We start from the raw sequence: 23,778 nt of genomic DNA, 5'->3' as shown, positions 1-23,778 counted from the left end.
GCTACTCCAGCACTCCCTTGACCGCTTCGGCGGCGGCTTCGTTGAACCCTTCGCTGTAGGCGCTCGGCACCACGACCATGCCGCCGTTCTCCTTCACGCTGTCGTACACGAGGTTCATGGTGCGTAGCTGCAGGGCCTTGTCGGGCTTGCCGTAGATGTTCGCGGCATCGACGTACATCTCGGAGATGTCGCGCTCGACTTCGGCGAGGATCAGGCGCGCGTCGCGCTCGCGCTCGGCCTGGGCTTGGCGCGACATGGCGGCCTGCAGCTCCTTCGGGATGACGATGTCCCTGATCTCGACCGAGACGACGGTGATGCCCCAGTCGTCGACCTTCTCCGAGATGATGCGCTTGAGCTCTTCGTCGAGGTACGTGCGCCGCATGGCGATTTCAGAAAGGCAGATCTGCCCGATCACGTCCCGCATGGCCGTTTGGGCGGCAAGGGATATGATCGACTCGTAGTTGCGTACTTCTTTGCAGGCGCGTTCGACGTCCCAGACCACCCAGAACAGCACCGTGTCGACGTTGACCGGCACGAGGTCGGAGGACAGCGTTTCCTCGGCGTCGAACGAGATGGTTCGGATGCGCTGGTCGATACGGGCCGCTTCGGACTCGATCACGGGCAGGGTGAAGTAGATGCCCGGTCCGGCGATGCGGTTGAACTTGCCGAGCCGCATGATGACGGCCTTCTCCCATTCGAAGGCGATGTGGACGGACAGGAAGCAGACCAGGCCGGCGAGCGCGGAGAGCGCGATGGTCCAGATGCTCGTGTTCGACCAGGTGAGCGCCAGTCCGATGGCGGTGGGGACGATGAACATGCACGCTGAGAACACGAACGACCCGCTGTGCGAGGTGGTCGAGCTCTGGTCGCTTTGTTGTTGAGGTGCGCGCGCGGCGGCGTCGTTCGCGTTTTTGTTCCGTGTCATGCTTCACCCTCCTGAACGGGTGCATCGGCGCCTCGACGGCGCGCGACGCGTTTGGAAACCTGGTTGGGGATGTCGTCGATGGGAACCCCGAGATCGAGGCATTGCTTGATCATGATATCGATGACGTTGTCCGCGGGGGAGTCTTCTTTGGGCGCGTCGGGCTGCGCGATGTCGCACACGAACGTGCCGCGCCCGCGGTGCGCCATGAGGTAGCCGTCGTGCAGAAGGCTCTGGTACACCTTGTTGACGGTGTTGTAGTTAATTTTGAGTTTGATGGCCAGGTCGCGTACCGTGGGCAGCTTGTCGCCCGGTCGATAGTAGCCCGACGAGATGAGGTACACGAGCCGGTTCTTCAGCTGGAGCCAAATAGGGATGCTGCTTCGCTCGTCTATTTCGAAAACTTCCACTCGGTCACTCCGTTTCCCGTGGCGCTACAGCCCGGCGAACATGAATAGGGAAAGATGCGTTCCCGCCTGCATAAGGCAGTAGCGGAGGAAAAACCCGCCGATGATCACCGATGCGCCGGTGCAGCACACGATCACGCGCGGGGCGATGGATCGCGCGAGCATGATGACTTCGATGCTCAGGGGAATTATAAGGCCGCACGCTGCGAAACCCAGCCAGAATTGCCCGGCGTAGCTCCCGATGGCGAGCGATTCCATCGAGACGAGCGCCGCTGCGTTATCTCGCAGCGCAAGTGCCATGATGCCGCAGAGGACGATCTCTCCGACGATGACCGCGCAGTCCGCGGCGATGAGGGCCCTATCCGGTTCGGCGAGCTGCGTTCGCGCAGAGCCGATCTTGCTGCTGGCGAACGACGCGACGATCAGGACGGCCGCGATTCCGGTCGACAGGGCCGAAAGCAGGAAGAGCGCAGGCAGCAGGGGCGACGACCAGAGCGGCACGGCGGCGATGCCTGCCAGGAGGATGCCGGTGTACAGCGCCACGATCAAGGCGGTCGCGGCCGAAAGCGCCTTGACGACGCGGAAGGCCGTCGTGTCAGACCCCTTCCCGCGCAGCTCCATGGCGATGCATACCACGATGAGGACGGCCAGGGCGATCAGCGAGAATGCGCCGATGGATATGGGCGTCAGCGTGGGCTTCAGGAACAGAAGGTACGCATCGGAGGATCGGCCGAGATCCTTGAGCAGGCAGAGCGCGCCGAATGTCAGAGCAGCTGCCGTAAGGACGAGCGAGGGTAGCCAGACTGCGTGGGTGAACGGCGTCCAAGCGCCATGGCGATGAGACGCGATGCGTTCGCAAGCGTACGCAACCAGGTAGAGGCCCGTCCCGAGTCCCCCGAAGAAGAGGTACCACGTTATGAGGTCGTTCGCCAGCACCGGCGCCGCTTCGCCTCCTCTCAACCTGCATCGCTGCGAGCCAGCCGTCGTTGCGACGAGATCGCCTTTGCCGCTCGCAGGATCGCGTAACAGCCGATGATGCCAGTATAAACGACAATGCTGCCGAACGCCTTCTGTCCGGCTCGCGAAGCCGAAGGGGCGAGAATGAGCAGAAGATGGAGATAGATGAGGAAGAAGAACGGATAGGCGAGCATCTGCACGCGCTTCCATCGCTGCGCGTCCATGCGTTTCCGCAGGCTTTTGAACGACGTGAGCGTGAGCGGCGCCAGGAGGACGACGAGCATCGCCGAGACTGCGAACGACGCGATCATGGTGGCGGGCATGCCGCCCAGGTTACCGGGAACGTAGCGGAGGTAGGACGCTCCGTAGCCGACCACGTGGCCGCAGGCGAGTATCGCGGCGATGATGGACAGCTCCCCGCGGATGGGCGTCAGGTAGCGTCGCGGCTTGGAATCGTCCGGAAGGACGCCGATGAACATGACTACGGCGAACATCCCGAAGGCGAGCAGGCACCGTTGCACGTAGGGCTGCAAGGCACGGTCGAGCATCGGCGCGAAACTGCCGAAGGCATGCGAGGCGAACAGGGTCGCCACGATGGCCGCGGCTGCGTAGAAGACGATCGGGCGGGCTTTGATGGCGTTTCTGCACGCCAAGGCGAACAGGACGCTTGCCGCGAGTGCGATGAGGGGTTCCATGGACGACCTCCTGTCGTTAGGGGGCGATGAGCGCGGTTCCGAAGCGTCCGACGGCGCGGTACAGCGGGTGGGCGCTTTCCTCTGTGCAGCGCGCGAAGAAGCAGGCGAACCATTTGGTCGCGTGGATGCGCTCGAATTCCGCGAGGCGCTCGGAAGCCGCCGCTTCCGCTTTCCCGTCCCCGTCGCGCAAGGCGCATGCGCGCTCGCCGTGCAGGCGGGCTGCGAACTCGAGTTCGGTGGAGATGCAGTCGGCCGGTACGTTGGCGTCGCTGCTGCGCTTGAACCCCGCTTGGCGATAGCATCGCTCGGCATCGAGGGCTGCGGGGTTGACGAACAGTCGCGCGCCGGTTTTCGGCTTGCCCGCCCGCACACGCTCCTCGTCGAGGAAAACGCCTTCGAACAAGGGGATCGCCGGGTGGTCGGGGTGGTTGAACAGCCGCGTGTACTCGCGGCGGGCGTCGGCGAGCGATGACGATCCTGCGGTCAGGCTGGCAGCGAGCTCGGCGAGCTCGGCGCGCGCCCGGCTCGTTGCCGCTCGATCGAGCGAGAGCTCGCGAGCGATTGCTTCGACATCGCGTTCGAGCGATTCGTCGCTCAGACGGGGGAACCAGCTTGCATCGGGAAATTGCAGGAGCAACGCGACGAGCGCGTAGCCGTCGGCAAGCGCCGTCTCCCGCACGAGGTCGCTGGAGATCGGTTGGTCGGTCGTTTTCATGACGCCTCCTCGGACGCCCCCTTGGGCGCCGCAGCCGAACGTGGCGCGCTTCGGCTGCGGCGGGAGGGAGGGAAATCGTGCTAGCTTTTCTTGGCCGTCACGTAGTAGACGTTCGGCTCGGTGCCGGCTTCTACGAGCAGCCGCTCGTAGTCCTTATCCTTGAGAAACGTGGCGACGTCGCTGTTCGGGTCGTCCATATCGCCCCAATGCCGCGCGCGGCCCGGACACAGCTCCATGCAGGCCGGCACTTCGCCGCGGTCGAGGCGGTTCGTGCAGAACGTGCACTTCTCGGCTGTGCCCGCCTTGTGCTGCGGCGCGTCGTAATCCCCGAGCGGGAAGTCCACGACGTATTCCGGCTCGTCCTCGATGAGCGTGCGCACGTCGTAGGGACACGAGGTTATGCAGGTGCCGCACCCGATGCAATCGTCCTGCTTGATGGCGACGATGCCGTCGTCGCGCTGGTAGGACGCTCCCGTGGGGCACGTGGCCACGCACGCCGGCTTACTGCAATGCTGGCAGTTGACGGGGTAGTGCATACGGTGCAGGTCGGTGGGGTAGGTGCCCCGTGCGGTGTCCATGTAATCGCCGCCGTCGGTATCGACCCTGTTCCACCAAACGGTTTGAGCGAGGTTGTTGTTGACCTTGCAGGCGACGCTGCATGCGTGGCATGCGATGCAGCTTGAAAGGTCGATCGCCATTGCGTATCGCGTCATGATGCCTCCCTCCCTATGCCTTCTCGATTTGGCACAACGTATCGAATGGATGGTTCGTGGGGTAATAATCGCGCGTAGCTATCGAGGTCAATTCGGAGTAATGGCCCTCTTTGTACTGCTCTTGGAGCCAGGTGTGCTCGGTCCAGACGAGCCCGGGCCGCATGCTGGGATCGAGATGGGCTTTCATGACGACGCTTCCCCGATCGTTGAATACGCGCGCATAATCCCCTTCGACGATGTTGCGTTCCTGGGCGTCGTCCGGGTTTATCTCGACCGTCGGTTCGGGCTGCAGCTCCGTGAGGATGGGGCTCAGGGCGAACGTCGAGTGGACTTTGAACTTGTCGCGGTGCGTGAGGATCGTCAGCGGATAGGTTTCCCGCAACGGGTTGCTCTCATAGGCCTCGATGGGTTCTTCGTAGAAGGGGAGCGACAGCAGAACCGTGTCGAGCTGCTGACCGTAGTCGTAGCGGGGCTTCACGTCTTCGAGGAAGAACTCGGCGCGGCCCGACGAGGTGACGAAGGGGTTCTCGTCGCGTCCGTACAGATACGTTTCGGGAAGGACCTGGATGCGCTTCTTGTCCTTCACCGTGTCGAGATCTAGGCCCAATGCCCGGGCACCGTCGCTGTCGAGGAGGATGTTGTGGTAATCGTCGGTGGTCAGGTCCATCCCCTTCAGGCCCATGCCTATGCCCAGCAGTCGCGCGATTTCGACGTCGTCCTTGCATTCGAACTGCGGCTCGATTGCCCTTTCGTTGAAATCGCACGTCATGCCCGGTGTGGTCGAGATCGTCTCGTATTCGAACCAGTGCGGTGCCGGTAGGATGATGTCGGCGTATCGAGCGGTGTCGTTCATGATCGTGTCGACGAACACGAACAGCTCCACCTTGTCGAGTGCCTTGATGAGGGCGTTGCGGTCGGTGTGACACGCCAGGGGGTTCGAGCAGTAGCAGAACAGGCTCTTGACCGGGAACGGCATGTCGCCGTACGTCCCCGTCTCCATGATCTGGGGAAGGTAGAGCAGCGTCGTCGAAAGCCCCCCGATTGCGCCTTCGGGATAGAGGAGGCCGGCCATGTTGGCGGCCGCCCAGCCCGAGCTCGATCCGCCTTGGGCGCCGCCCACGCCGGCACCCGGCTTTCCGAATTGGCCGGTGACGAGCGGCAGCGTCATCTGGCAATGCGTGATGCTGGCGCCGTTGCCCCAATGGTCGTTTCCGAACCCGACGTTGAGGTTGGTCGGCCCCTCGGCGTACATCCGCGCAAGCTCGCGGATGGTGTCGGCCGGAACGTCGCATGTTTCCGCGGCCTTTTCCGGGGTCCATTCGGCTATGCGCTCGACGAGCATGTCGAATGCGGTGGTAACTTCGTGTCCGTCAAGCGTGAAGCTGCCGCGAATGGCCGGCGAGGCGATTTCCTCGAGCGTGCCCTGCTTTCCGGTTTCGTCTACGACGACGATGGGGTCGATGACGGTCGGTTGGCCTGTCATGGGGTTGAGGGGGCCTTCTTGGGGCTCCGTCCCGAAATCGCTCATGCGGAGGAACTTGTTGGTGTCTCTCTTGACCAGATAGGGCGCGACGGTGTACTTCATCAGGGCCTCGTCGTCTTGGAGGCCTTCGTCGATGACGACTTTGACCATCGACATGGCCAAGGCGCCATCGGTTCCCTGTTTGATGGGCACCCATAGGTCCGCTTTCGCCGCCGCGTCGGTGTAGTTGGGATCGATGACGATGTGCTTGGCGCCGTTCTTGAACGCTTCGAGGAGGTAGGGCCAGCGGGCCATCTGCGAGATGGTGGTGTTGGCCCCCCAGGTGAATATATATTTCGAATCGAGGACGTCGCGCGGATGATTGCCGATGAGGTAGGTGGCCATGCCGTACATGCGCCAGCCCTGCTCAAGCGCTCCCATATCGTAGCCCTGCTGATAGGTCGTGCCGCCGAGCAGGTTGAACAGGCGCGAGTACACGAAGTAGTTGTAGGCGTACGTGCCCGCCCCGAAGGTTTGACCGATGCTGGCGGGCCCGTACTCCGCGAGGTAGCCCTTCCATTTCGTGCAGATGTATTCGATGGCTTCGTCCCAGGTGAGACGTTCCCATGCTTCCTCGCCGCGCGCGGTGCCCTCCACGCGTCGCATGGGGTACTCGATACGCTCGGGAGCGTATATCCTTTGCGCTTGGGTCAGCCCGCGCTGGCAGATGCGCGTATCGAGGGGATTCTCCTGAGGCTTCACCGAGGTTTTCACGACTTTGCCCTCGCGGACGTGCACGTTCATGCAGCATCCGCCTCCGCAGTTCCCTCGGCAGATCCCCTGAAAGATTCGCTCGTCAGGAGGCTCTACGGGTTGTACAGCCTCCTCGAGCTCCGGTTTCGGAGCGCATCCGGCTCCTGACAGGGCGACGAGCCCTAAAGCCGCCGCCGACCCTTTGAGAAACGTCCGTCGGCCAAAGCTCGCTTGGGACGCGGTTTCAGTGCTGGTATTCAGACTCATGTCTCATACCCCCTTGTTCCACAGAGTTGATGTTTCCTGCGTGAAAACGAGAAAGATCATTCAGTGGCTGCTCCTCCCCATGATCGTTCGAGTAAGGGGATCCCCATTCCCTACGTGCTGTGCAGAACGACATGTCGAAAGGTGAATGCAAGGCGATGGCCGCGTCCGGATTCCCCCAGTATCCTCCTTCATATTGTCTATATTATCATACGAATACTATGATTAATAGGTATGGCGGAGGAAGGGGTTATCCTATTTTCAGGATCATGCGCTGTGCCGGGGTCGGCCCCTTCGGGCGACATCGGGCGGTGCAGGGGAGGGCGCGTCGAGGCGTTGCAAGATGCCGTGCGCCTACCTCCGTAACCCTCGACGAAGCTTAAAGTGTCAGATTGGCACTCCAAGCTTCGTCGAGCTCTGCTCGTTGCAATTGAAAGCGATAGTCTTCCTGAAAGCAATTCTCGTACAATAATGGGAGGCTATTCGGATCGGGAGGTCTCCTTTTCGAGCAGCTTCTCCAGGGTGCGCCAGGCGAGTTCGGCGCACTTGACGCGGGCGGGCATGCGGGCGATGGACTCGAGCTCGGCAGCCTCGTCGAGGTCGGCGCGCTCCTCGTCGGTGAGCGGGCGGCCCTTGATCATGTCGAGGTAGAGGCCGCTCAGGCGGCGCGCTTCGTCGACCGTCTCGCCGGTGACGAGGTCGGCCATCATGTCGGCGGCCGCCTGGCTCACGGCGCAGCCGTGACCGGTGAAGGCGGCCTCCTCGATCACGTCGCCCCTCAGGCGCAGCGCCAGCGTCAGCTCGTCGCCGCAGCTGGGGTTCACGCCGTCGTGCGTGCACGTGGGCTCGTCCATTTGGTACTTGTAGTCGGGGTGCGCGTTGTGCTCCATGAGCGCCGCGGTGTAGATGCTAGCCATTGAACGTCCTCCAGACGGTATCCAAACCGGCGACGAGCGCGTCGATGTCGCCCTCGTCGTTGTAGAACGCGAGCGACGCCCGGCAGCACGACTCCACGCCCAGCCAAGCGAGCAGCGGCTGGGCGCAGTGGTGCCCCGCGCGGATGGCCACGTTGTGCTCGTCGAGGATGCTTGCCACGTCGTGCGGATGGATGCCGCGCACGTTGAAGCTGATGGCACCGTGGTGCTGCGCCGGGTCGGGGTGGCCGATGATCTCGATGTACGGAAGCGCCGCCATGCGCTCCATGGCGGCGCGCACGAGCGCCTGCTCGCGCGCCTGCAGCGCGTCCCAGCCGATGCCCTCGAGGTAGCCGAGCGCGGCGGCGGCGCCCACGATGCCGGCGGCGTCCTGCGTGCCGGCCTCGAACTTCTCGGGCACCGGGGCCCATACGGCCCCGTCCTGCGTGACCGACGAGATCATCTCGCCGCCCGTGAGGAAAGGCGGCATGGCCTCCAGCAGGTCGAGCCTGCCCCACAGCACGCCCACGCCGAAGGGCCCGAGCGCCTTGTGCGCCGAGAACGCGAAGAAATCGCAGCCGAGCTCCTGCACGTTCACGGGCATATGCGGCACCGATTGCGCGCCGTCCACCACCATGAAGCCCCCGTGCGCGTGCACGCGCCGGGCCATGGCCGGAACAGGGTTCTCGATGCCGAGGACGTTCGACACCTGGGCGGCGGCGACGATCTTCGTGCGCGGGCCGATCTTCGCGTCGAGCTCCGCCTCCGAGATCACGCCGTCCTCGTCGGGGAAGAGGTACACGAGGCGCGCGCCCGCGGCGCGGCACGCCTGCTGCCAGGGGATGAGGTTCGAGTGGTGCTCCATGATGGTGATGCACACCTCGTCGCCCGGCTCGAGCACGGTGGGCGCGAAAGCGAGCGCCACGAGGTTGAGCGCCTCGCTCGCGTTGCGGCAGAACACGATCTCGCGCGCGTCGGCGGCCCCGATGAACCGCGCGACGTGGGCGCGGGCCTCCTCGATGGCTTCGGTGGCCTCCACCGACAGGCGGTAGAGGCCGCGCAGCGCGTTCGCGTTCATGGTCTCGTAGAAGGCGCGCTGCGCGTCGAGGGCGACGGCGGGGCGCTGGGCCGTGGCCGCGCTGTCGAGGAAGGCGAGGTCGGGGTTGGCCGCCAGCAGGGGGAAGTCCTGCTGGTAGGGGTTCGCGGCGATGTTGGCGGGGTCGGTTGCGCGGGCGCTCATGCGACAGCCTCCTCTATGCGTACGCCGCGGGTTGCGGCGAGGCGGGCGACGGCGGCGCGGGTGCGCTCGTCGGGCGCGTCGATGGCCGCTCCTTGATACGTGGCGGTGATGAACAGGCGCTCGGCGTCGTCGGGGGAGATGCCGCGGCTGGCCAGGTAGAGCAGCTGCTCGGGGCGCACGTGGCCGATGGTGGCGCCGTGGTTGCCGGCCACGTCGTCCTCGTCGCAGAGGATGACCGGCACGGTGCGGTTCACCACGCGCTCGTCGGCCAAAAGCACCGTCTCCTGCTCGGAGCCGACGGAGCCCTTGCAGCCGTGCACGAGCTCGATGGTGCCGCGCAGCGTCTTGCTCGATCGGCCCGCCAGCACGCCGTTCGCGTCGAGGTTGCAGACGGTGCGGCGCCCGCGCTGGTGGGCGACGTAGTTGAAGTCGCGCTGCTGGGCGCCATGCCCCAGGTAGCGCGTGTCGATGTCGAGGCGCGCGTCGTCGCCGCGCAGGTCGGCGTCGAGCCCCGTGTAGGAGCGGCCCGCGCCCAGCACGATGTGGCGCACCTGCACGCGGGCGCGCTCGTCGGCCACGATGCCCGCGTCGTCGAGGACGATCCACGAGTCGTCGAGCGTCTGCGTGCAGCTGACGTCCACGTGCGCGTCGGCACCGGCGAACACGCGCAGCCGCGTGCCCACGACGCCGGTGCCCGGGGCGGGCGAGTCGAGCGCGATGGCCAGCGACAGCGACGAGCCCGGAGCGGCCACGACGTCGATGGCGGCCGCGTTGGCCGCGCCGTCCACGCCTTCGACGCGCACCGTGGCGCACGTGCGCTCGCCGGGGCGCGTGGCGAACACGATAGGCTCGCCCGCCACGAACTCGAGGTACTCCCGCGCCTCGTCCCCCATGCCCGTGGTGAACACGTCGGAAGGGGCGAGGTAAAGGTTCTCAAGCGCCTGCTGCTGATAGAGGGAGAGAGCCCCGTCCTCCATGGCTGTCGTCCCATCCTCCATGGCTGTCGTCCCATCCTCTATGGCTGCAGGGAGGGTTCCTTGGTCGTCAACCTGGTGCGCAGCCGATGTCGGGACGCTCGCGGGTTCAACGGGGGAGAGCCCCTGGTCGGCCGCGCATGCGACAGGTTGATCCCGAAGCCCCTGCGCGGCCACGGGAAGGGGGTCGGCCATGGAGCGGAGCGCGCGATCGAACGCATCAGCTTCCCCTCGCAGCCCTTCCTCGCATGACACCTCAACCTGTTGGGCGGCCGCAAGTCCGCTGGGCAGCTCGATGTCCGCATCGTTCATGTGCAGGCGGTGCCACGTGGGGGCGGGCATCGCGTTCGCGTGTTCTATCGTGAGGGTTCCCATTATCCGATGGCCCCTTCCATTTCAAGCTTGATCAGGTTGTTCATTTCCACGGCGTACTCGAGCGGCAGCTCCTTCGACACGGGGTCGGCGAAGCCGTTCACGATCATCGTGCGCGCCTCCTCTTCCGACACGCCGCGGCTCATCAGGTAGAACACCTTGTCGTCGCCGATGCGTCCGATGGTGGCCTCGTGGCCGATGTCCACGTGCTTGCAGCGGATGTCCATGGCCGGGATGGTGTCCGAGCGGCTGAGGTCGTCCAGCATGAGCGACTGGCACGACACGCTGGCTGCGGCGCCTCGAGCGTTCTCGGTGGCCACGATGGACGAGCGGAACGTCGAGACGCCGCCGCCCTTCGAGATGGACTTCGTCTCCACGGTGGCCGACGTGTCGGGCGCGGCCAGCACCACCTTGCAGCCGGTGTCGAGGTTCTGACCTGCGCCGGCGAACGTGATGCCGGTGAAGCTGCTGGTCGCCTTGCGCCCGGCGAGGATGGACATGGGGTAGAGGTAGCCCACGTGGCTGCCGAACGACCCGCTGATCCACTCGACGGCGCCGCCTTCCTCCACCACGGCGCGCTTCGTGTTGAGGTTGTACATGTTCTTCGACCAGTTCTCGATCGTGGAGTAGCGCAGGGAGGCGCGCTTGCCCACGAACAGCTCCACCGCGCCGGCGTGCAGGTTCGCCACGTTGTACTTCGGGGCCGAGCAGCCCTCGATGAAGTGCAGGCTGGCGTCGTCCTCCACGATGATCAGCGTGTGTTCGAACTGCCCCGCGCCCTTCGCGTTCAGGCGGAAGTAGCTTTGCAGGGGGAAGTCCAGCTGCACGCCCTTCGGCACGTAGACGAACGAGCCGCCGCTCCACACCGCGCCGTGCAGCGCGGCGAACTTGTGGTCGGTGGGCGGGATGAGCGTCATGAACTTCTCGCGGATGAGCGCCTCCCACTTCGGCTCGCGCAGCGCCTCCTCGATGCCCGAGTAGACGATGCCCATGTCGGCGGCCGTTTTCTGCATGTTGTGGTACACCAGCTCGGAGTCGTACTGCGCGCCGACGCCGGCCAGGTAGGCGCGCTCGGCCTCGGGGATGCCCAGGCGGTCGAACGTGTTCTTCACGTCGTCGGGGAGGCTGTCCCAATCGCTCGCCTGTTCGGCGTTCGGCTGCACGTACGTCACGATGTGGTCCATGTCGAGGCCCTCGAGGCCGGGGCCCCAGTCGGGCGCCTCCATGCGCTGGTAGGTGTCGAGCGCCTTCAGGCGGAAGTCGAGCATCCAGGACGGCTCGTCCTTCTTGGCCGAGATCTCGCGGACGATGTCGGGCGTGAGGCCCGCATCGAGGTAGCGAGAGGCGTCGGTCGCGTCGCTGATGTCGTACAGCGTGCGGTCGACGTCTTCGACGTAGGTGCGGTTTTCTGCTGGCATGCGGGCCTCCTAGCGCTCGATCTGCTCGAATTGCTCGAAGCCCTGCTCGTCGATGGCGTCGATGAGCGACGCGTCGCCCTCGGCAGTCATGCGGCCGCGCACCATGACGTGCACGCGGTCGACGTCGAGGTGCTCGAGGATGCGCGTGTTGTGGGTGATCACCACGAGCGCGCCGCCGGTGGTGCGGCGGTACGCGTCGATGCCGCGCGACACCACGCCGAGCGCGTCCACGTCGAGGCCCGAGTCCGTCTCGTCGAGGATGGCCAGCTTGGGGCGCAGCAACAGCAATTGCAGCATCTCGAGCTTCTTCTTCTCGCCGCCCGAGAAGCCCACGCCCAGCTCGCGGTCGAGATACGACGGGTCCATGTCCAGCTCGTCGGCCAGCGCGCGCACGTGCTTCTTGAACTGCTTGCCCTTGAGCTCGCCGTCGCGTCCGGCCATCGTGGCGCGCAGGAAGCTGGACAGCGGCACGCCGGGGATCTCGACGGGCGCCTGGAAGCTGAGGAACAGCCCCGCGCGCGAGCGCTTGTCGGGGGAGAGGTCGGTGATGTCCTGGCCGTCGAACTCGACCGTGCCGCCGTCCACCGTGTAGGCGTTGTCGCCCATGACGACGTGGCCGAGCGTGGACTTGCCCGCGCCGTTCGGGCCCATGATGACGTGGGTCTCGCCCGCGCCCACGTCGAGGTCGATGCCGTGCAAGATGGGGGTTTCGTCGGCCGAGGCGGAAAGCCCGCGGACGGAGAGGAGCGTATCGCGCGTCGTGGTCGTCATGTGCTGTGCCTTTCGTTAATCATATAGTTTTTCTAGGATTAAGATAAGGGCAAGCGAGAAATTGTCAAGACTTAATCCTACTTGTTTGCTAGAATTTACGGAAACCGGTTGGCTGGACCCGTGGTGCGAGGCGTGGCTTGCGGTTCTCGTCTCTATGGCGCGGGAATGCGTTTGCGAGCCGATGCGCGCGTTCCGCGCCGATTCGCGATCGGCGCGATGCGGGACGCGCTGGCCCCACGGCTTTCGTCGCGCCAAAGAAACAGGGCAACCCTACCGCTTCGGCGGCTGCCCCTTCCGCGCGCCCGCCGCTCGTGGATGGCCGGTTGCGAGAAGGTTGACCGCCCGCTGGGCGCAGCACGAACGGATGTTTCACGTGAAACATCCGCAGGGAGGAACGCGGGGCTGTCGCGCGGGCGCGCTCATGCACGCGGCACGCGAAACGGAAACGAAAACGGAAAGGACGACGGATGCTCGTATCGACGAAAGGGCGCTATGCGCTGCGGCTCATGGTGTGCGTGGCGCGCGCCGGCGCGGAGGGCAAGGTCGCCCTGCGCGAGGTGTCGGAGCGCGAGGACATCTCGCTCAAGTACCTCGAGCAGCTCGCTCGCCCGCTCGTGCAGGCGGGCCTGCTGCGCAGCGTGCGCGGCAAGGGCGGCGGCTACGCGTTGGCCCAGGAGGCCGCCGCCATCAAGGCCGGCGACGTGCTGCGCGCCGTCGAGGGGACCACGGCTCCCGTTGCGTGCCTCGACCTGGAGGAGGGCATGGCCTGTCCGCGCGCGGGGGAGTGCACCACCGTGCGCTTCTGGGCCGGCCTCGACGGCGTCATCGAGCGCTACGTGGACGGCGTCACGCTCGCCGACCTGGCCGGCGAGCCCGGCCCGCTGCCCGTGCCCGCTATCTAACGCGGGTGTGACGAGGCCCTAACGAGTTAGATCACGATGACTTTTCCGCTCCGGGGAAGCGATGCGCGCGCCATACAATGACCGGACAGCGTATCGAGGTTCCACCGAAGGAGTTGCATGAAACGGGTTATCGTGATCGGCGCCGGCGTGGCCGGCTTGGCGGCGGCTGTGCGGTTGCAGCACGCCGGATACGAGGTGACGCTCTTCGAGAAGGAGCCGCTCGTGGGCGGCAAGATGAACCAGATCCGCGAGGACGGGTTCACCTTCGACGTGGGGCCGACCATCGTCATGATGCCCGAGCTGTACCGCGAGGTGTTCGAGGCGTGCGGTCGCGACGCGGACGACTACATCCCCATGGAGAAGGTCGAGCCGCTCATGGACATCTCCTTCGGCCCCGGCGACCGCATGCGCCTGTCGAACGACCTCGCGTCCATCACCGCAACCGTCGAGGCCATCGGCGAGAAGGACGCGCAGGGCTACTTCGAGTACCTGGCGCTGCTGTACAAGCGCTACCTCATCGCGAAGGACAACTTCCTGCAGCGCTCGTTTCGCAAGCCCTCCGACTTCTACAACCCGAAGAGCCTCGTGGCTGGCGTGCGCCTCCACACGCTCGGCGACGCGTACTCATCGGTGGCGCGCCACGTGCGCGACGACCGGCTGCGCAAGGCGCTCGCGTTCCAGACGCTCTACATCGGCATCTCGCCGTTCGAGGGGCCATCGCTGTACATGATCATCCCCATGATCGAGCTCGTGTACGGCGTGTGGTTCATGAAGGGCGGCATGTACACGATGGCGCAGGCGCTGGGGCGGCTGTTCCTCGAACAGGGCGGCGACCTGCGCATGTCCACGCCGGTGGAGCGCATCGTGGTGGAAAACGGGTGCGCGTGCGGCGTGGAGGCGGGCGGCGCCACGCACTACGCCGACTACCTCGTGTGCGACGCCGACTTCCCGTACGCCATCACGCAGCTCGTGGACGAGGCCGACGCGCGCGGCAAGTACACGCCGCAGAAGATCGAGGAGATGGAGTACTCCTGCTCGTGCTTCATCCTGTACCTCGGCCTGGACAAGCGCTATCCTTCCGACGCCGTGCACTCCATCAGGTTCGCCTCCGATTTCGAACGCAACATCGACGACATCTTCGACGACGCGCGCTTCCCCGACGACCCGTCGTTCTACTGCTACGCGCCCTCGTCGCTCGACCATTCGCTCGCGCCCGAAGGCTGCTCGACGCTGTACGTGCTCGTGCCGGTGCCGCCGCTGTCGCCCGCGTCGCCGCGCTGGACGGACGCGGAGGTGGCGCGCTATCGCGACCAGGTGCTCGACCTCATGGAGCGCGAGACGGTGTACGAGGACGTGCGCGACCACATCGTGTTCGAGCGCGCCTACACGCCGCTCGACTTCGCCGAGCGCTTCAACGCCTACGACGGCGCGACGTTCGGCCTGCGGCCGACGCTCGCTCAGAGCAACTACTGGCGGCCGCACAACAAGGCCGCCGACTGCAACCGCCTGTACTTCTGCGGCAGCAGCGTCCATCCGGGCGCGGGCGTGCCCATCGTGCTGATGAGCGCGAAGCTGGCGGTGGAGGAGTTGATGCGCGATGACCGCGTCTCCTAGCGCGTTCGCCGACCGCGCCGACGATTTCGCCTGGTGCGAGAGCGTGATCGAACGGAACTCCAACAGCTTCTACCGGGCGTTCTCGCTGCTGCCCGAACCGAAGCGCCAGAGCGTGTACGCGCTGTACGCGTTCTGCCGCTTGGCCGACGATTGCGTCGACGTCGACGCCAGCGCGGCGAAGCTCGAGCAGGTGAACGACGACCTCGTGGGCTTCTTCGCGGGGCGCGTGCCCGACGCGCCGCTGTGGCGCGCGCTCGACGCCGTGTGCTCCCTGTTCGACCTGGAGGCGGCGCCCTTCTTCGACATGCTGGAGGGGCAGCGCCGCGACCTGGCGTTCCGCCAGCCCGAGACGATGGGCGACCTGGAGGAGTACGGCTACTACGTGGCGGGCTCGGTGGGGCTCATGCTGCTGCCGATCCTGCACGCCGGCTCTGCGGTGGACGATCGCCTGCGCGACAGCGCGGTGGCGCTCGGCGTGGCCATGCAGCTGACCAACATCCTGCGCGACGTGGGCGAGGACCTGACCAACGGGCGCGTCTACCTGCCCGCCCGCGTGCTGGAAGCGGCGTCGTACGGGCCGGAGCGCCTGCGCGCGCACGTGGTGGACGGATCGTTCCGGGACGCGTGGGAAGCGGTGGCGCGCCGCTCGGAGGAGCTGTACCGGCCCATGGAGCGCGACGTGTTCGCGCTCGACGGCGACAGCCGGCTGCCCACGCTGTCGTCGCTGTACCTGTACCGCGGCATCCTGGACGAGGTGCGCGCGAGCGGCTACCAGTGCTTCGAGCGCCGCGCCGCCGTGCCGAAGGACGCCGCGGCGCAGCTGGTGGGCGACGCCGTGCGCGCCCTCGAGGAGGGAGGGCGATGATGGAGAACCTGATTGGCCTGGGCGTCTCGCTCGCGTACGTGCTGGCGGTGCTGGGCGCGTCCAGCCTGGCCGCGCGCCGCGGCGCCACGTCGGAGGCCACCCGCAAGCTCGTGCACATCGCGCTGGGCGGCTGGTGGCTCATCGCAGCGGGGTTCTTCACCTCGGCCGTGTGGGCGGCGGTGCTGCCTGCCACGTTCGTCCTCGTGAACGCGTACGCGTACCGTCGGCAGAAGCTGACGTTCATGGGGCGCGACGGCGGCGAGGACACGCCGGGCACGGTGTACTACGCCGTGTCTCTGACGGCGCTCGCGCTGTTCTCGTTCGGCATCGGCGCGCCGTACGTGGGCGCGCTCGGCATCTTCTGCATGGCGTTCGGCGACGGGTTCGCCGCTGTGTTCGGCAAGCGGTTCGGGAAGCGGAGTGTGCCCGGCGCGCCGGGCAAGACCTTCGTGGGAAGCGCGACGATGTTCCTCGCGAGCTTCGCGTCGTGCGCCGCCGTGCTGGTGACGTCCGGCGTGCCGATGGCCACGGGCATCGCGCTCGTGTTGGCGGCGGCGGCCACGCTGCTGGAGTTGTTCTCCGTGGACGGGCTCGACAACCTGTTCGTGCCGCTGGGCGTGTCGGCGCTGTACGCGGTCGCGTTCCTGCCCGCGGCGGCGTACACGCCCGCGCTCGTGGGAATGCTGCTGTCCGGCGCGGTGGCGCTCGCGTCGTTTCGGCTGCGGCTGCTCACCGTGCCGGGCGGCCTCGGCGCCGTGGCGGTGGGCACGCTCGCGTTCGCCATCGGCGGCTGGCCGCTGTGGCTGCTGCTCATGTGGTTCTTCGGCAGCTCGAACATCGCCTCGAAGCTCATGGCGCGCCGCGCGGCGAAGCGCGACGGCGGCGCTCCCGCGTCGCGCAAGCACGGCGGCCCGCGCAAGCTGCGGCAGGTGCTGGCGAACAGCGTGCCGTTCCTCGCGTGCGCGCTGGCCTACACGGCGTTGGGCGACCCGTGGCTGCTCATCCTCGCGTCGGGCGCGCTGGCGGCCAGCACCGCCGACACGTGGGCGTCCGAGGTGGGCGTGTACAGCCGCAGGCCGCCCGTGAACATCCTCACGCGCGAGCCGATGCAGCGCGGGCTGTCGGGCGGCGTGAGCCCGCTGGGGCTCGCGGCCACCGTCGTCGGGTCGGCGACCTCGGCGTTTCTGGCCATGCTGCTGTTCCACGCGTTCGGCTACGCGCTGCCCACCGGGCCCGACGCGTTCTTCTTCATCGTCGCGTGCGGCATCGTGGGCTCGCTCGTGGACAGCCTGCTGGGCGTGCTCATGCAGGCGAAGTACCGGTGCCCAGGCGACGGCGAGGACGACCTCGTGGAGACGCCGCCGTGCGGCGCGCAGGCCGCGCTCGTGTCCGGCTACGCCTGGGTGACCAACGACGCCGTGAACCTCATGAGCGGCATCGCCGTCGTGCTGCTCGGGCTGCTCGTGGTGGTGTAGGGAGCGGCGTCCGGACGGCGGGCGGCCGTTCGTCGATGGGGGCCCCGGCGATCTGGGCGCAAAACGGCACCCATGACAATTTTGGGACGCGTTCGACTGCCGCATCGCTTCGGTGACGCACAAAAGCCCAGGTGGCGAAACCCCTCTGCTCGTTCACCGCACGATTTCTCCCTTCGGAATTGTCATGGGTGCCGTTTTGCGTCCAGAAACTTGGCGCGGCGGGGCGCGAGGGGGGCGTTGCGAGGGTTCTGTGGCTTGACGGTAACGTTTGGGTGGAGAACGTACGGGCTTCATATTCCTCGGGTATGTTCGAAGGGAGAGACCGGCGATGGGCGCCGGCGAGAACGACGCGAGGAGGACGTGCGATGGCGCAGCGGGCAAGCGACGAGGGGACCAAGAAGGGCGGCCTTTTCGACGATCTGTCGTTGGCGCAGGTGGCTGCCGGTGCGTTAGCCGCGGTCACCTCCATGCTGCTGGCTTCCCAGATCGGCATCTACGGCTCGGTCATCGGCGTGGGCGTGGGCTCCGTGGTGTCGGCCGTGGCATCGCAGCTGTACAAGAAGTTCCTGCAGCGCTCGGCCGACAAGCTGCGCGACCTGCATCCCGGCGAGACGGCGGCGATGGGGGCGAAGGGCTCGAAGGACGATGCGGGCGAAGGCGCGGATGCGGAAGGCGGAACGGGCGCGGGCGACCGCGCGGACGCGGCATCGCACGCCGCGGCGACCGCGCGGCTCGACGCCGCCGAGACGACGGCGCTGCCGACGGCCCCGTCGCGCACCCGCACGCCGCGCGCCGACGACGCCTCGCTCAGCGGCGACGCGGCCGTGCGGCGGGCGCGCGCCGAGCGCCAGCGCAAGAAGAAGTTCAAGCGCGGCGTGGTGATCGTGTCCATCGTGTCGGCGCTGCTGGCCGTGGCGGTGTCGGCGTTCGTCATCGACTTCGTGTCGGCCGGCCAGGGCGTGGGCGCGAAGACCGACCCCATCCTGCCGTCGCGCAGCCAGCCGGTCGACGATGCGCCGGCCGCTTCGTCCGGCACCGACGCTTCGTCGGGCTCCTCCTCGTCCGGGACGAAGGACGACGCGTCCAAGGACTCCTCGAAGGACCAGAACAAGGACTCGTCGGGCGATCAGGGCTCGTCGGGCTCGGGCTCCGGCTCGGGAACCGATTCCGGGTCGAGCTCGGGGTCGGGGTCGTCGGGGTCCGGTTCGTCGTCGGGCTCGGGCTCCGGTTCGGACACGGGGTCGTCGGGTTCGGGCGGCTCCACGGGCTCCGACGGCTCGTCGGGCAGCGGCAGCGGCTCGGGCAGCGGCGATGCGGGCTCGGGCGGCGCGACGCCCAACACGGGAAGCGACGGCTCCAGCGGCGGTTCCGGCTCCGGCTCGGGCAGCGCGAGCGGCTCGACGGGCTCCGGAAGCACGGCCGGATCGACGACGGGCTCCGGCGCGTCCGGCACCCTCGGCTCCGCCCAGCCGGCCACGGCCGCGACCGCAGGGGCCGCGGCGGCGTAACGGCGCGGCAAGGGGTATACTGGCCGGTATGAAATCCCTCGCCGTCAACATTCCCGACGTCGCGCTCATCATCGAGGGCGGCGGCATGCGCGCCAGCTACACGGCGGGCGCGGTGGTCACGCTGCTCGAGCGGCAGCTGAACTTCGGCCGCGTCTACGGCATCTCCGCCGGTTCCAGCCACACGGTGAACTACGTGTCGCGCGACATCGCGCGCACGAAGGCGTCGTTCGTCGACCTCGTGAAGGACCCGCGCTTCGGCGGCCTCGGCAGCTTCGCGCGCGGCACCGGCTACTTCAACGCCCCGTACCTGTACGAGGGCATCGCCGAGGAGCACGCGGGCTCGGGCGACACGATGGCGTTCGATTGGGAGACGTTCCGGCGCAATCCCGCCGACGTGCACATCGAGGGCTTCGACGCGGAGACGGGCGCCACGGCCGCGTGGACGAAAGCCGACATGCCCACGATGCGCGCCATGATGCTGCGCGTGCGCGCGAGCTCCACGATGCCGCTGTTCATGCCGCCCACGACGATCGACGGGCGCACGTACCTCGACGGCGGCATGGGCGAGAGCTGGGGCATCCTGCTCGACGCGGCGCGACGCGACGGCTTCGAGCGGTTCTTCGTCATCCGCTCGCAGGTGCGCGGCTACCGCAAGAAGCCCCTCGCCGCGCCCGTGCGGGCCCTGTTCCGCACCGCGTTTCGGACGTATCCGGCGGTGGCCACGTGCACCATCGAGCGCTGGCGCCCCTACAACGCGCTGTGCGACGAGGTGGAGCGGCTCGAGCGCGAGGGCGCGGCGTGCGTGTTCTATCCCGAGGAGATGCCCGTGTCGAACAAGGAGACGAGCTACGCGAAGCTGCAGGCGGCCTACGAGCGCGGGTACGCGCAGGCGCAGCGAGAGGCCGATGCGTGGGAGTCGTGGCTGCGTCCCGCGCAGGCGACGGGGTAGCGCGTGGAGCTCGGCATCACCATACCCCTGCAGCGCCACCTGCGCCTGCCGCGTCCGCCGTACGGCGAAGTGGACGACCTGCTGTTCTGCTGGGAGGCGCATCGCGTGGCGCTCGGCGGCTGCGACATGCTGTTGTTGGCGAACGCGAGCAACCGGTTCGCGGCGTTCGCGTGCATGCAGCCGGGGGAGTGGCGCGATTGGGAGCGCGTTGCGCTCGCGGCGCTGCGCGCCTCGCTTGCGGCCAGCGGGTTCGACGAGGGCGCGATCGACGCGTACCTGTTCTTCGGCGGCGCGGCGGACGTGACGCGCACGCACGGTCGGAGGCCCGTCGCGTTCCTCAACGTGCTCGTGGACAAGCTGCTGCCGCTCTCGCTGCCCCTTCCGCTCGACGAGGGCGCGCCGTTCCCGCTCGAGCTGTGCCGCCTCGCCAACGAGCGGATGGCGTGCCGGGCGGCCGGCTTCGAGGGCCTCGGCCTGCCGGCCGAGCGCTTCGCCGCCGACCTCGAGCGCCTGGGAATCGGCGCCCCGGCGTAGGCGCACGCGCGTGGCCGTGCTACCATGGTCGCCGACAGAAAGGACGCGCATGACGGCAACCGGCGACACCGCCACCTCGAAACTCGAACTGATCATGGGGCGCGACGGGCTCGCGCGCCTCGCGGAGTCCACCGTCATGGTGCTGGGCGTGGGCGGCGTGGGCTCGAACTGCGTCGAGGCGCTCGCCCGCGGCGGCGTGGGCCGGCTCATCGTGGTGGACCACGACGTGGTGCAGGCCAGCAACATCAACCGCCAGGCCATCGCGTTTCGCAGCACCATCGGCCGCAAGAAGGTGGACGTCGCGCGCGGCATGATCGCCGACATCAACCCCGACGCGCAGGTGGAAGCGCTCGACGAGTTCGTGCTGGCCGAGAACGTGCCGGGGTTCCTGGGCGCCTACGCCCACCGCGTGGACTACGTGGTGGACGCCATCGACACGATCTCGGCGAAGCTGGCCGTCGCGCAGTACGCCGACGCGCACGGCGTGCGCCTCGTCAGCAGCATGGGCGCGGCGAACAAGCTGCGGCCCGACTGCTTCCGGTTCGCCGACGTGTTCGACACGGTGAACTGCCCGTTGTGCCGCATCATGCGCAAGGAGGCGCGCAAGCGCGGCATCCGGCAGCTGCGCGTGCTGTACTCGTGCGAGCAGCCGGTGGCCGTGCCCGTGCGCGAAGGCGCCGAGCGGCGCGAGCGGTCGAACCTGGGCACCGCTTCGTTCGTGCCGCCCATCATGGGCCAGATGATCGCCGGCGAGGTGCTGTGCACGCTCGCGGGCGTGGGGCAGCGCGACGGCGCGGACGCGGGCGAGGGCGAGGGGCGCGCATGAGCGGGCCGGCGCTGTTCGACATGCATTGCCACCTGGACTTCGCTCCCGACGCGCAGGCGGCGGCGCGCGCGCTGGCCGCGCGCGGGATGGGGGCGTTCTCGGTGACGGTGACGCCGCGGGGCTACGCGCGCGCCGCCGAGCTGCTGGCGCCCTGCGATGCCGTGCGCGTGGGGCTGGGGCTGCATCCCTGGTGGATCGCCGACGGCAGCTGCGACGAGCGGGACGTGGCGCTGTTCGAGCACCTGGCTGCGGACGAGCGCTTCATCGGCGAGGTCGGCCTCGACTTCGCGGGCGATCGTGCGGCTGCGCGCGATGCCCAGGTCGCGGCGTTCGAGCGCGTGGCGCGGGCGTGCGCGGGCGGCGGGAAGGTGCTGTCGATCCACGCGGTGCGCGCGGCGGGCGAGGTGCTCGACGTGCTCGAGCGCGCGGGGGCGCAGGCGGGCAACGCCTGCATATTCCACTGGTTCTCGGGGACGTCCGACGAGCTGCAGCGGGCCCTGCGCGCAGGGTGCTTCTGCTCCGTCAACCCGCGCATGCTGGCCGCGAAGCGCGGCCGCGCCTACGCGCAGGCCGTCCCCGCCGAGCGCCTGCTGCTGGAAACCGACGCCCCGTCCGAGGCCGGCGAGCCCTACGATCCCGCCGCCGAGGCCGCCCGCTTGGCCGCCCTGCTCGAAACCCTCGCCGAACTGCGCCGCACACCCGTCGACGCCTTGGCTGCCCGTATAGCCGAAACCAGCCGCGCGCTCCTGTTCCCCGCCTGATACGCCGCACGCCGGGGAGGGAGGGGCGTGCGGCGCGGGGCGTTTCGGAGGGTTCTATTCCTTCGCGATGAGCTCGCGGGCGGCTATGCGGCCGAAGACCATGCATTCGGTGATATTGCCGCTGCCCTGGTACTTCGAAGCCCAGATGGAACCGAACTCGCCCGACGAGTACAGGTTGGGGATGGGCTCGCCGTCCACGTCGATGATCTGAGCCTTCTCGTTGCGGCGCGGGCCGCCGTCGGTGTTGAGCACCTCGGGGATGCATTCGATGGCGTAGAACGGAGGCGTGCGCACGGGCGTCAGCTGGTCTGCCGGGCGATGGAACTGCTCGTCCTCGCCGTTGTCGCACGAAGCGTTCCACCGGTTCACCGTGTTCACCAGCTCGTCGACGGGAACCTCGATCTGCGCGGCCAGCTCCTCGATGCTCTCAGCGGTGTACGCATAGCCGTCGGCCACGGGGTCGATGCTCGGATCGTTCTCGGACTTCTCGGTCTGGTTCTGCAGCGTGTTGCTCGTGGAGTTCGAGCCGAGGTACGCGCTGTACTTCAGGCCCTCGGAGTCGAAGACGAACCACTGCTTCGGAGGCAGCGGCAAGCAGCGCCAATCGCCGCCGAAGTTCTGGTGGCCGTGGCGGCAGCCGTAATGGAGCTCGAGCGGCCCCTCCTCGCCAGGAGCGAACATCGTCGTGCCTTCCCATTCCTGGTAGAAGCGGCGGCCGTTGATGCCCACGACGATGCCCTGGGCCTTCTTCAGCGAGCGGTAGGCCATCATCTTCTCGCCGTCGATGCTGATGCCGTTCGACCAGGCGCCCGCGAAGCTGTTCATATGCCACATGCTGGCACCGAGCTTCGCGCAGATGCGGTGGCCGTCGCCCGTGTTCATGGTGGCGCCGGCGGCGTGCATGCGCTCGAACGACAGGTAGTCCTGCAGCATCTCGGGGTCGTTCTCGAAGCCGCCGCACGTCATCACCACGCCGCGGCGCGCCTTCGCGTAGACGCTCTTGCCGCCCTTCTCGTACACGCCGCCGAGCACCGCCCTCGTCTCGGGGTCTTGCACGAGCGCGGTGAGCGGCGCGTTGGTCAGGCGCGTCACGGCGTCTTCGTGCTGGTCGAGGAATTCGCTCAGAAAGACGCTGATGTGCTTCGGACGGTCGGCGTTGTCGCTTTTGAACTGGCATTTCGAGAACGCGTCCGAATGCTCGATCTCGAAGTACTCGGCTTTGCCGGCCTGCGGCGTCACCTTGACGTCGCTCTCGAGCATGCCGAGCCCCGTGAGCCATCCCCAGTTCTCGGCCGCGCCCTGCGCGTACGTCTCGTACATCGACGCGGGCGTGCTGGTGAAGCCTTCCACGAGGGCTTTCACGTAGAGGGCGAAGTTGTCCGGGTCGTCGGTGATGTGGAACGACCCGCTGCACACCGGCGAGTTGCCGCTGCCGGTGGGCGTCGACCCCTTCTCCAGCAGCAGCGTGGTCAGCCCTTCTCCTTCGGTTGCCAGCGCAGCGGCCGTGGCGAGGCCGGCTGCGCCCGCGCCCACCACGATGACGTCGTACTCCTCGTCCCATGAGATGTCGGCCACGGACGTCGCGGCGTCGTTGGCGGCGTTCTGCGCCGGCTTCGGGCCGCACCCCGCCAGTCCGAGCGCGGCCGCGCCCAATGCGGCCATGCCGCTTGCCTTGATGAAGCTGCGCCGCGAGAGCGCGTCGTTCTTTTCCATGTCTCCTCCTTGATTCCGGTGCCTCTGCCGGTTCAGCGTACGACGATGCGAGCG

Annotated in this window: 22 protein-coding genes; 9 read left to right on the top strand and 13 right to left on the bottom strand. The window is 67.4% G+C overall.

All coding sequences use genetic code 11. The features are described 5' to 3' along the window. Window position 1: 1 nt before the first annotated feature. From GS424_RS12905 to sufC, 12 genes are all read right to left on the bottom strand, one after another. Entirely contained in the window at window positions 2-925 is a 924-nt protein-coding gene (locus GS424_RS12905; RefSeq protein WP_160942653.1) for a slipin family protein, read from the bottom strand. Next, entirely contained in the window at window positions 922-1,332 is a 411-nt protein-coding gene (locus GS424_RS12900; protein ID WP_160942654.1) for a GntR family transcriptional regulator, read from the bottom strand. Before GS424_RS12900 ends, GS424_RS12905 begins: the two co-directional genes overlap by 4 nt. 24 nt (window positions 1,333-1,356) lie before the next feature. After that, entirely contained in the window at window positions 1,357-2,265 is a 909-nt protein-coding gene (gene nrfD / locus GS424_RS12895) for an NrfD/PsrC family molybdoenzyme membrane anchor subunit (RefSeq protein WP_160942655.1), read from the bottom strand. 20 nt (window positions 2,266-2,285) lie between these two features. Then, complete coding sequence (locus tag GS424_RS12890) at window positions 2,286-2,879, bottom strand: ferric reductase-like transmembrane domain-containing protein (RefSeq protein ID WP_193666522.1); 594 nt, start codon at window positions 2,877-2,879, stop codon at window positions 2,286-2,288. A gap of 118 nt (window positions 2,880-2,997) precedes the next feature. Next, window positions 2,998-3,696, bottom strand: a complete 699-nt coding sequence (locus GS424_RS12885; RefSeq protein WP_160942657.1) for a TorD/DmsD family molecular chaperone — start codon at window positions 3,694-3,696, stop codon at window positions 2,998-3,000. Between the two features lie 80 nt (window positions 3,697-3,776). Continuing rightward, window positions 3,777-4,409, bottom strand: coding sequence for a 4Fe-4S dicluster domain-containing protein (locus GS424_RS12880; RefSeq protein ID WP_160942658.1), 633 nt, complete (start codon window positions 4,407-4,409; stop codon window positions 3,777-3,779). 13 nt (window positions 4,410-4,422) lie between these two features. Beyond that, window positions 4,423-6,891, bottom strand: coding sequence for a molybdopterin-dependent oxidoreductase (locus GS424_RS12875; RefSeq protein ID WP_160942659.1), 2,469 nt, complete (start codon window positions 6,889-6,891; stop codon window positions 4,423-4,425). 476 nt (window positions 6,892-7,367) lie between these two features. After that, window positions 7,368-7,805 (bottom strand): Fe-S cluster assembly sulfur transfer protein SufU, encoded by a 438-nt coding sequence (gene sufU, locus GS424_RS12870; RefSeq protein ID WP_160942660.1) that lies wholly within the window; start codon window positions 7,803-7,805, stop codon window positions 7,368-7,370. Continuing rightward, on the bottom strand, window positions 7,798-9,042 hold the full coding sequence (locus GS424_RS12865) for an aminotransferase class V-fold PLP-dependent enzyme (RefSeq protein ID WP_160942661.1): 1,245 nt from the start codon (window positions 9,040-9,042) through the stop codon (window positions 7,798-7,800). Before GS424_RS12865 ends, sufU begins: the two co-directional genes overlap by 8 nt. Further along, entirely contained in the window at window positions 9,039-10,019 is a 981-nt protein-coding gene (locus GS424_RS12860; protein ID WP_244977544.1) for a SufB/SufD family protein, read from the bottom strand. The genes GS424_RS12865 and GS424_RS12860 overlap by 4 nt, the downstream gene beginning before the upstream one ends. Window positions 10,020-10,390: 371 nt before the next feature. After that, window positions 10,391-11,806 (bottom strand): Fe-S cluster assembly protein SufB, encoded by a 1,416-nt coding sequence (sufB, locus tag GS424_RS12855; RefSeq protein WP_160942663.1) that lies wholly within the window; start codon window positions 11,804-11,806, stop codon window positions 10,391-10,393. Window positions 11,807-11,815: 9 nt separating this feature from the next. Next, window positions 11,816-12,577, bottom strand: a complete 762-nt coding sequence (gene sufC / locus GS424_RS12850; protein WP_160942664.1) for a Fe-S cluster assembly ATPase SufC — start codon at window positions 12,575-12,577, stop codon at window positions 11,816-11,818. Window positions 12,578-13,044: 467 nt separating this feature from the next. On the opposite strand from sufC, the gene GS424_RS12845 reads away from it, so the two are divergent. From GS424_RS12845 to GS424_RS12805, 9 genes are all read left to right on the top strand, one after another. Further along, complete coding sequence (locus GS424_RS12845; protein WP_160942665.1) at window positions 13,045-13,479, top strand: RrF2 family transcriptional regulator; 435 nt, start codon at window positions 13,045-13,047, stop codon at window positions 13,477-13,479. A 117-nt stretch (window positions 13,480-13,596) separates the two neighbouring features. Continuing rightward, complete coding sequence (locus tag GS424_RS12840; RefSeq protein ID WP_160942666.1) at window positions 13,597-15,093, top strand: phytoene desaturase family protein; 1,497 nt, start codon at window positions 13,597-13,599, stop codon at window positions 15,091-15,093. After that, window positions 15,077-15,958, top strand: a complete 882-nt coding sequence (locus tag GS424_RS12835) for a phytoene/squalene synthase family protein (RefSeq protein WP_160942667.1) — start codon at window positions 15,077-15,079, stop codon at window positions 15,956-15,958. Before GS424_RS12840 ends, GS424_RS12835 begins: the two co-directional genes overlap by 17 nt. After that, entirely contained in the window at window positions 15,955-17,433 is a 1,479-nt protein-coding gene (locus GS424_RS12830; RefSeq protein WP_160942668.1) for a DUF92 domain-containing protein, read from the top strand. The genes GS424_RS12835 and GS424_RS12830 overlap by 4 nt, the downstream gene beginning before the upstream one ends. Window positions 17,434-17,798: 365 nt before the next feature. After that, entirely contained in the window at window positions 17,799-18,941 is a 1,143-nt protein-coding gene (locus tag GS424_RS12825; protein ID WP_160942669.1) for a hypothetical protein, read from the top strand. Window positions 18,942-18,969: 28 nt separating this feature from the next. After that, entirely contained in the window at window positions 18,970-19,890 is a 921-nt protein-coding gene (locus GS424_RS12820; RefSeq protein WP_160942670.1) for a patatin-like phospholipase family protein, read from the top strand. Window positions 19,891-19,893: 3 nt separating this feature from the next. After that, window positions 19,894-20,424: a DUF6933 domain-containing protein gene (locus GS424_RS12815; protein WP_160942671.1), complete on the top strand. Its 531-nt coding sequence runs from the start codon at window positions 19,894-19,896 to the stop codon at window positions 20,422-20,424. 49 nt (window positions 20,425-20,473) lie between these two features. After that, a complete protein-coding gene (locus tag GS424_RS12810) occupies window positions 20,474-21,250 on the top strand; it encodes a tRNA threonylcarbamoyladenosine dehydratase (protein WP_160942672.1) in 777 nt (258 codons plus the stop codon). Further along, on the top strand, window positions 21,247-22,011 hold the full coding sequence (locus GS424_RS12805) for a TatD family hydrolase (protein ID WP_160942673.1): 765 nt from the start codon (window positions 21,247-21,249) through the stop codon (window positions 22,009-22,011). Before GS424_RS12810 ends, GS424_RS12805 begins: the two co-directional genes overlap by 4 nt. 54 nt (window positions 22,012-22,065) lie before the next feature. Here the strand turns inward: GS424_RS12805 and GS424_RS12800 are convergent, their stop codons facing one another. Further along, complete coding sequence (locus GS424_RS12800) at window positions 22,066-23,724, bottom strand: FAD-dependent oxidoreductase (RefSeq protein ID WP_160942843.1); 1,659 nt, start codon at window positions 23,722-23,724, stop codon at window positions 22,066-22,068. Window positions 23,725-23,778: the final 54 nt, after the last annotated feature.

This window comes from Eggerthella guodeyinii, assembly GCF_009834925.2.
Classification (GTDB): Bacteria; Actinomycetota; Coriobacteriia; order Coriobacteriales; family Eggerthellaceae; genus Eggerthella; species Eggerthella guodeyinii.
The sequence above is the reverse complement of the archived record's forward strand: the minus strand, read 5'-3'. Positions and strand labels throughout refer to the sequence as shown.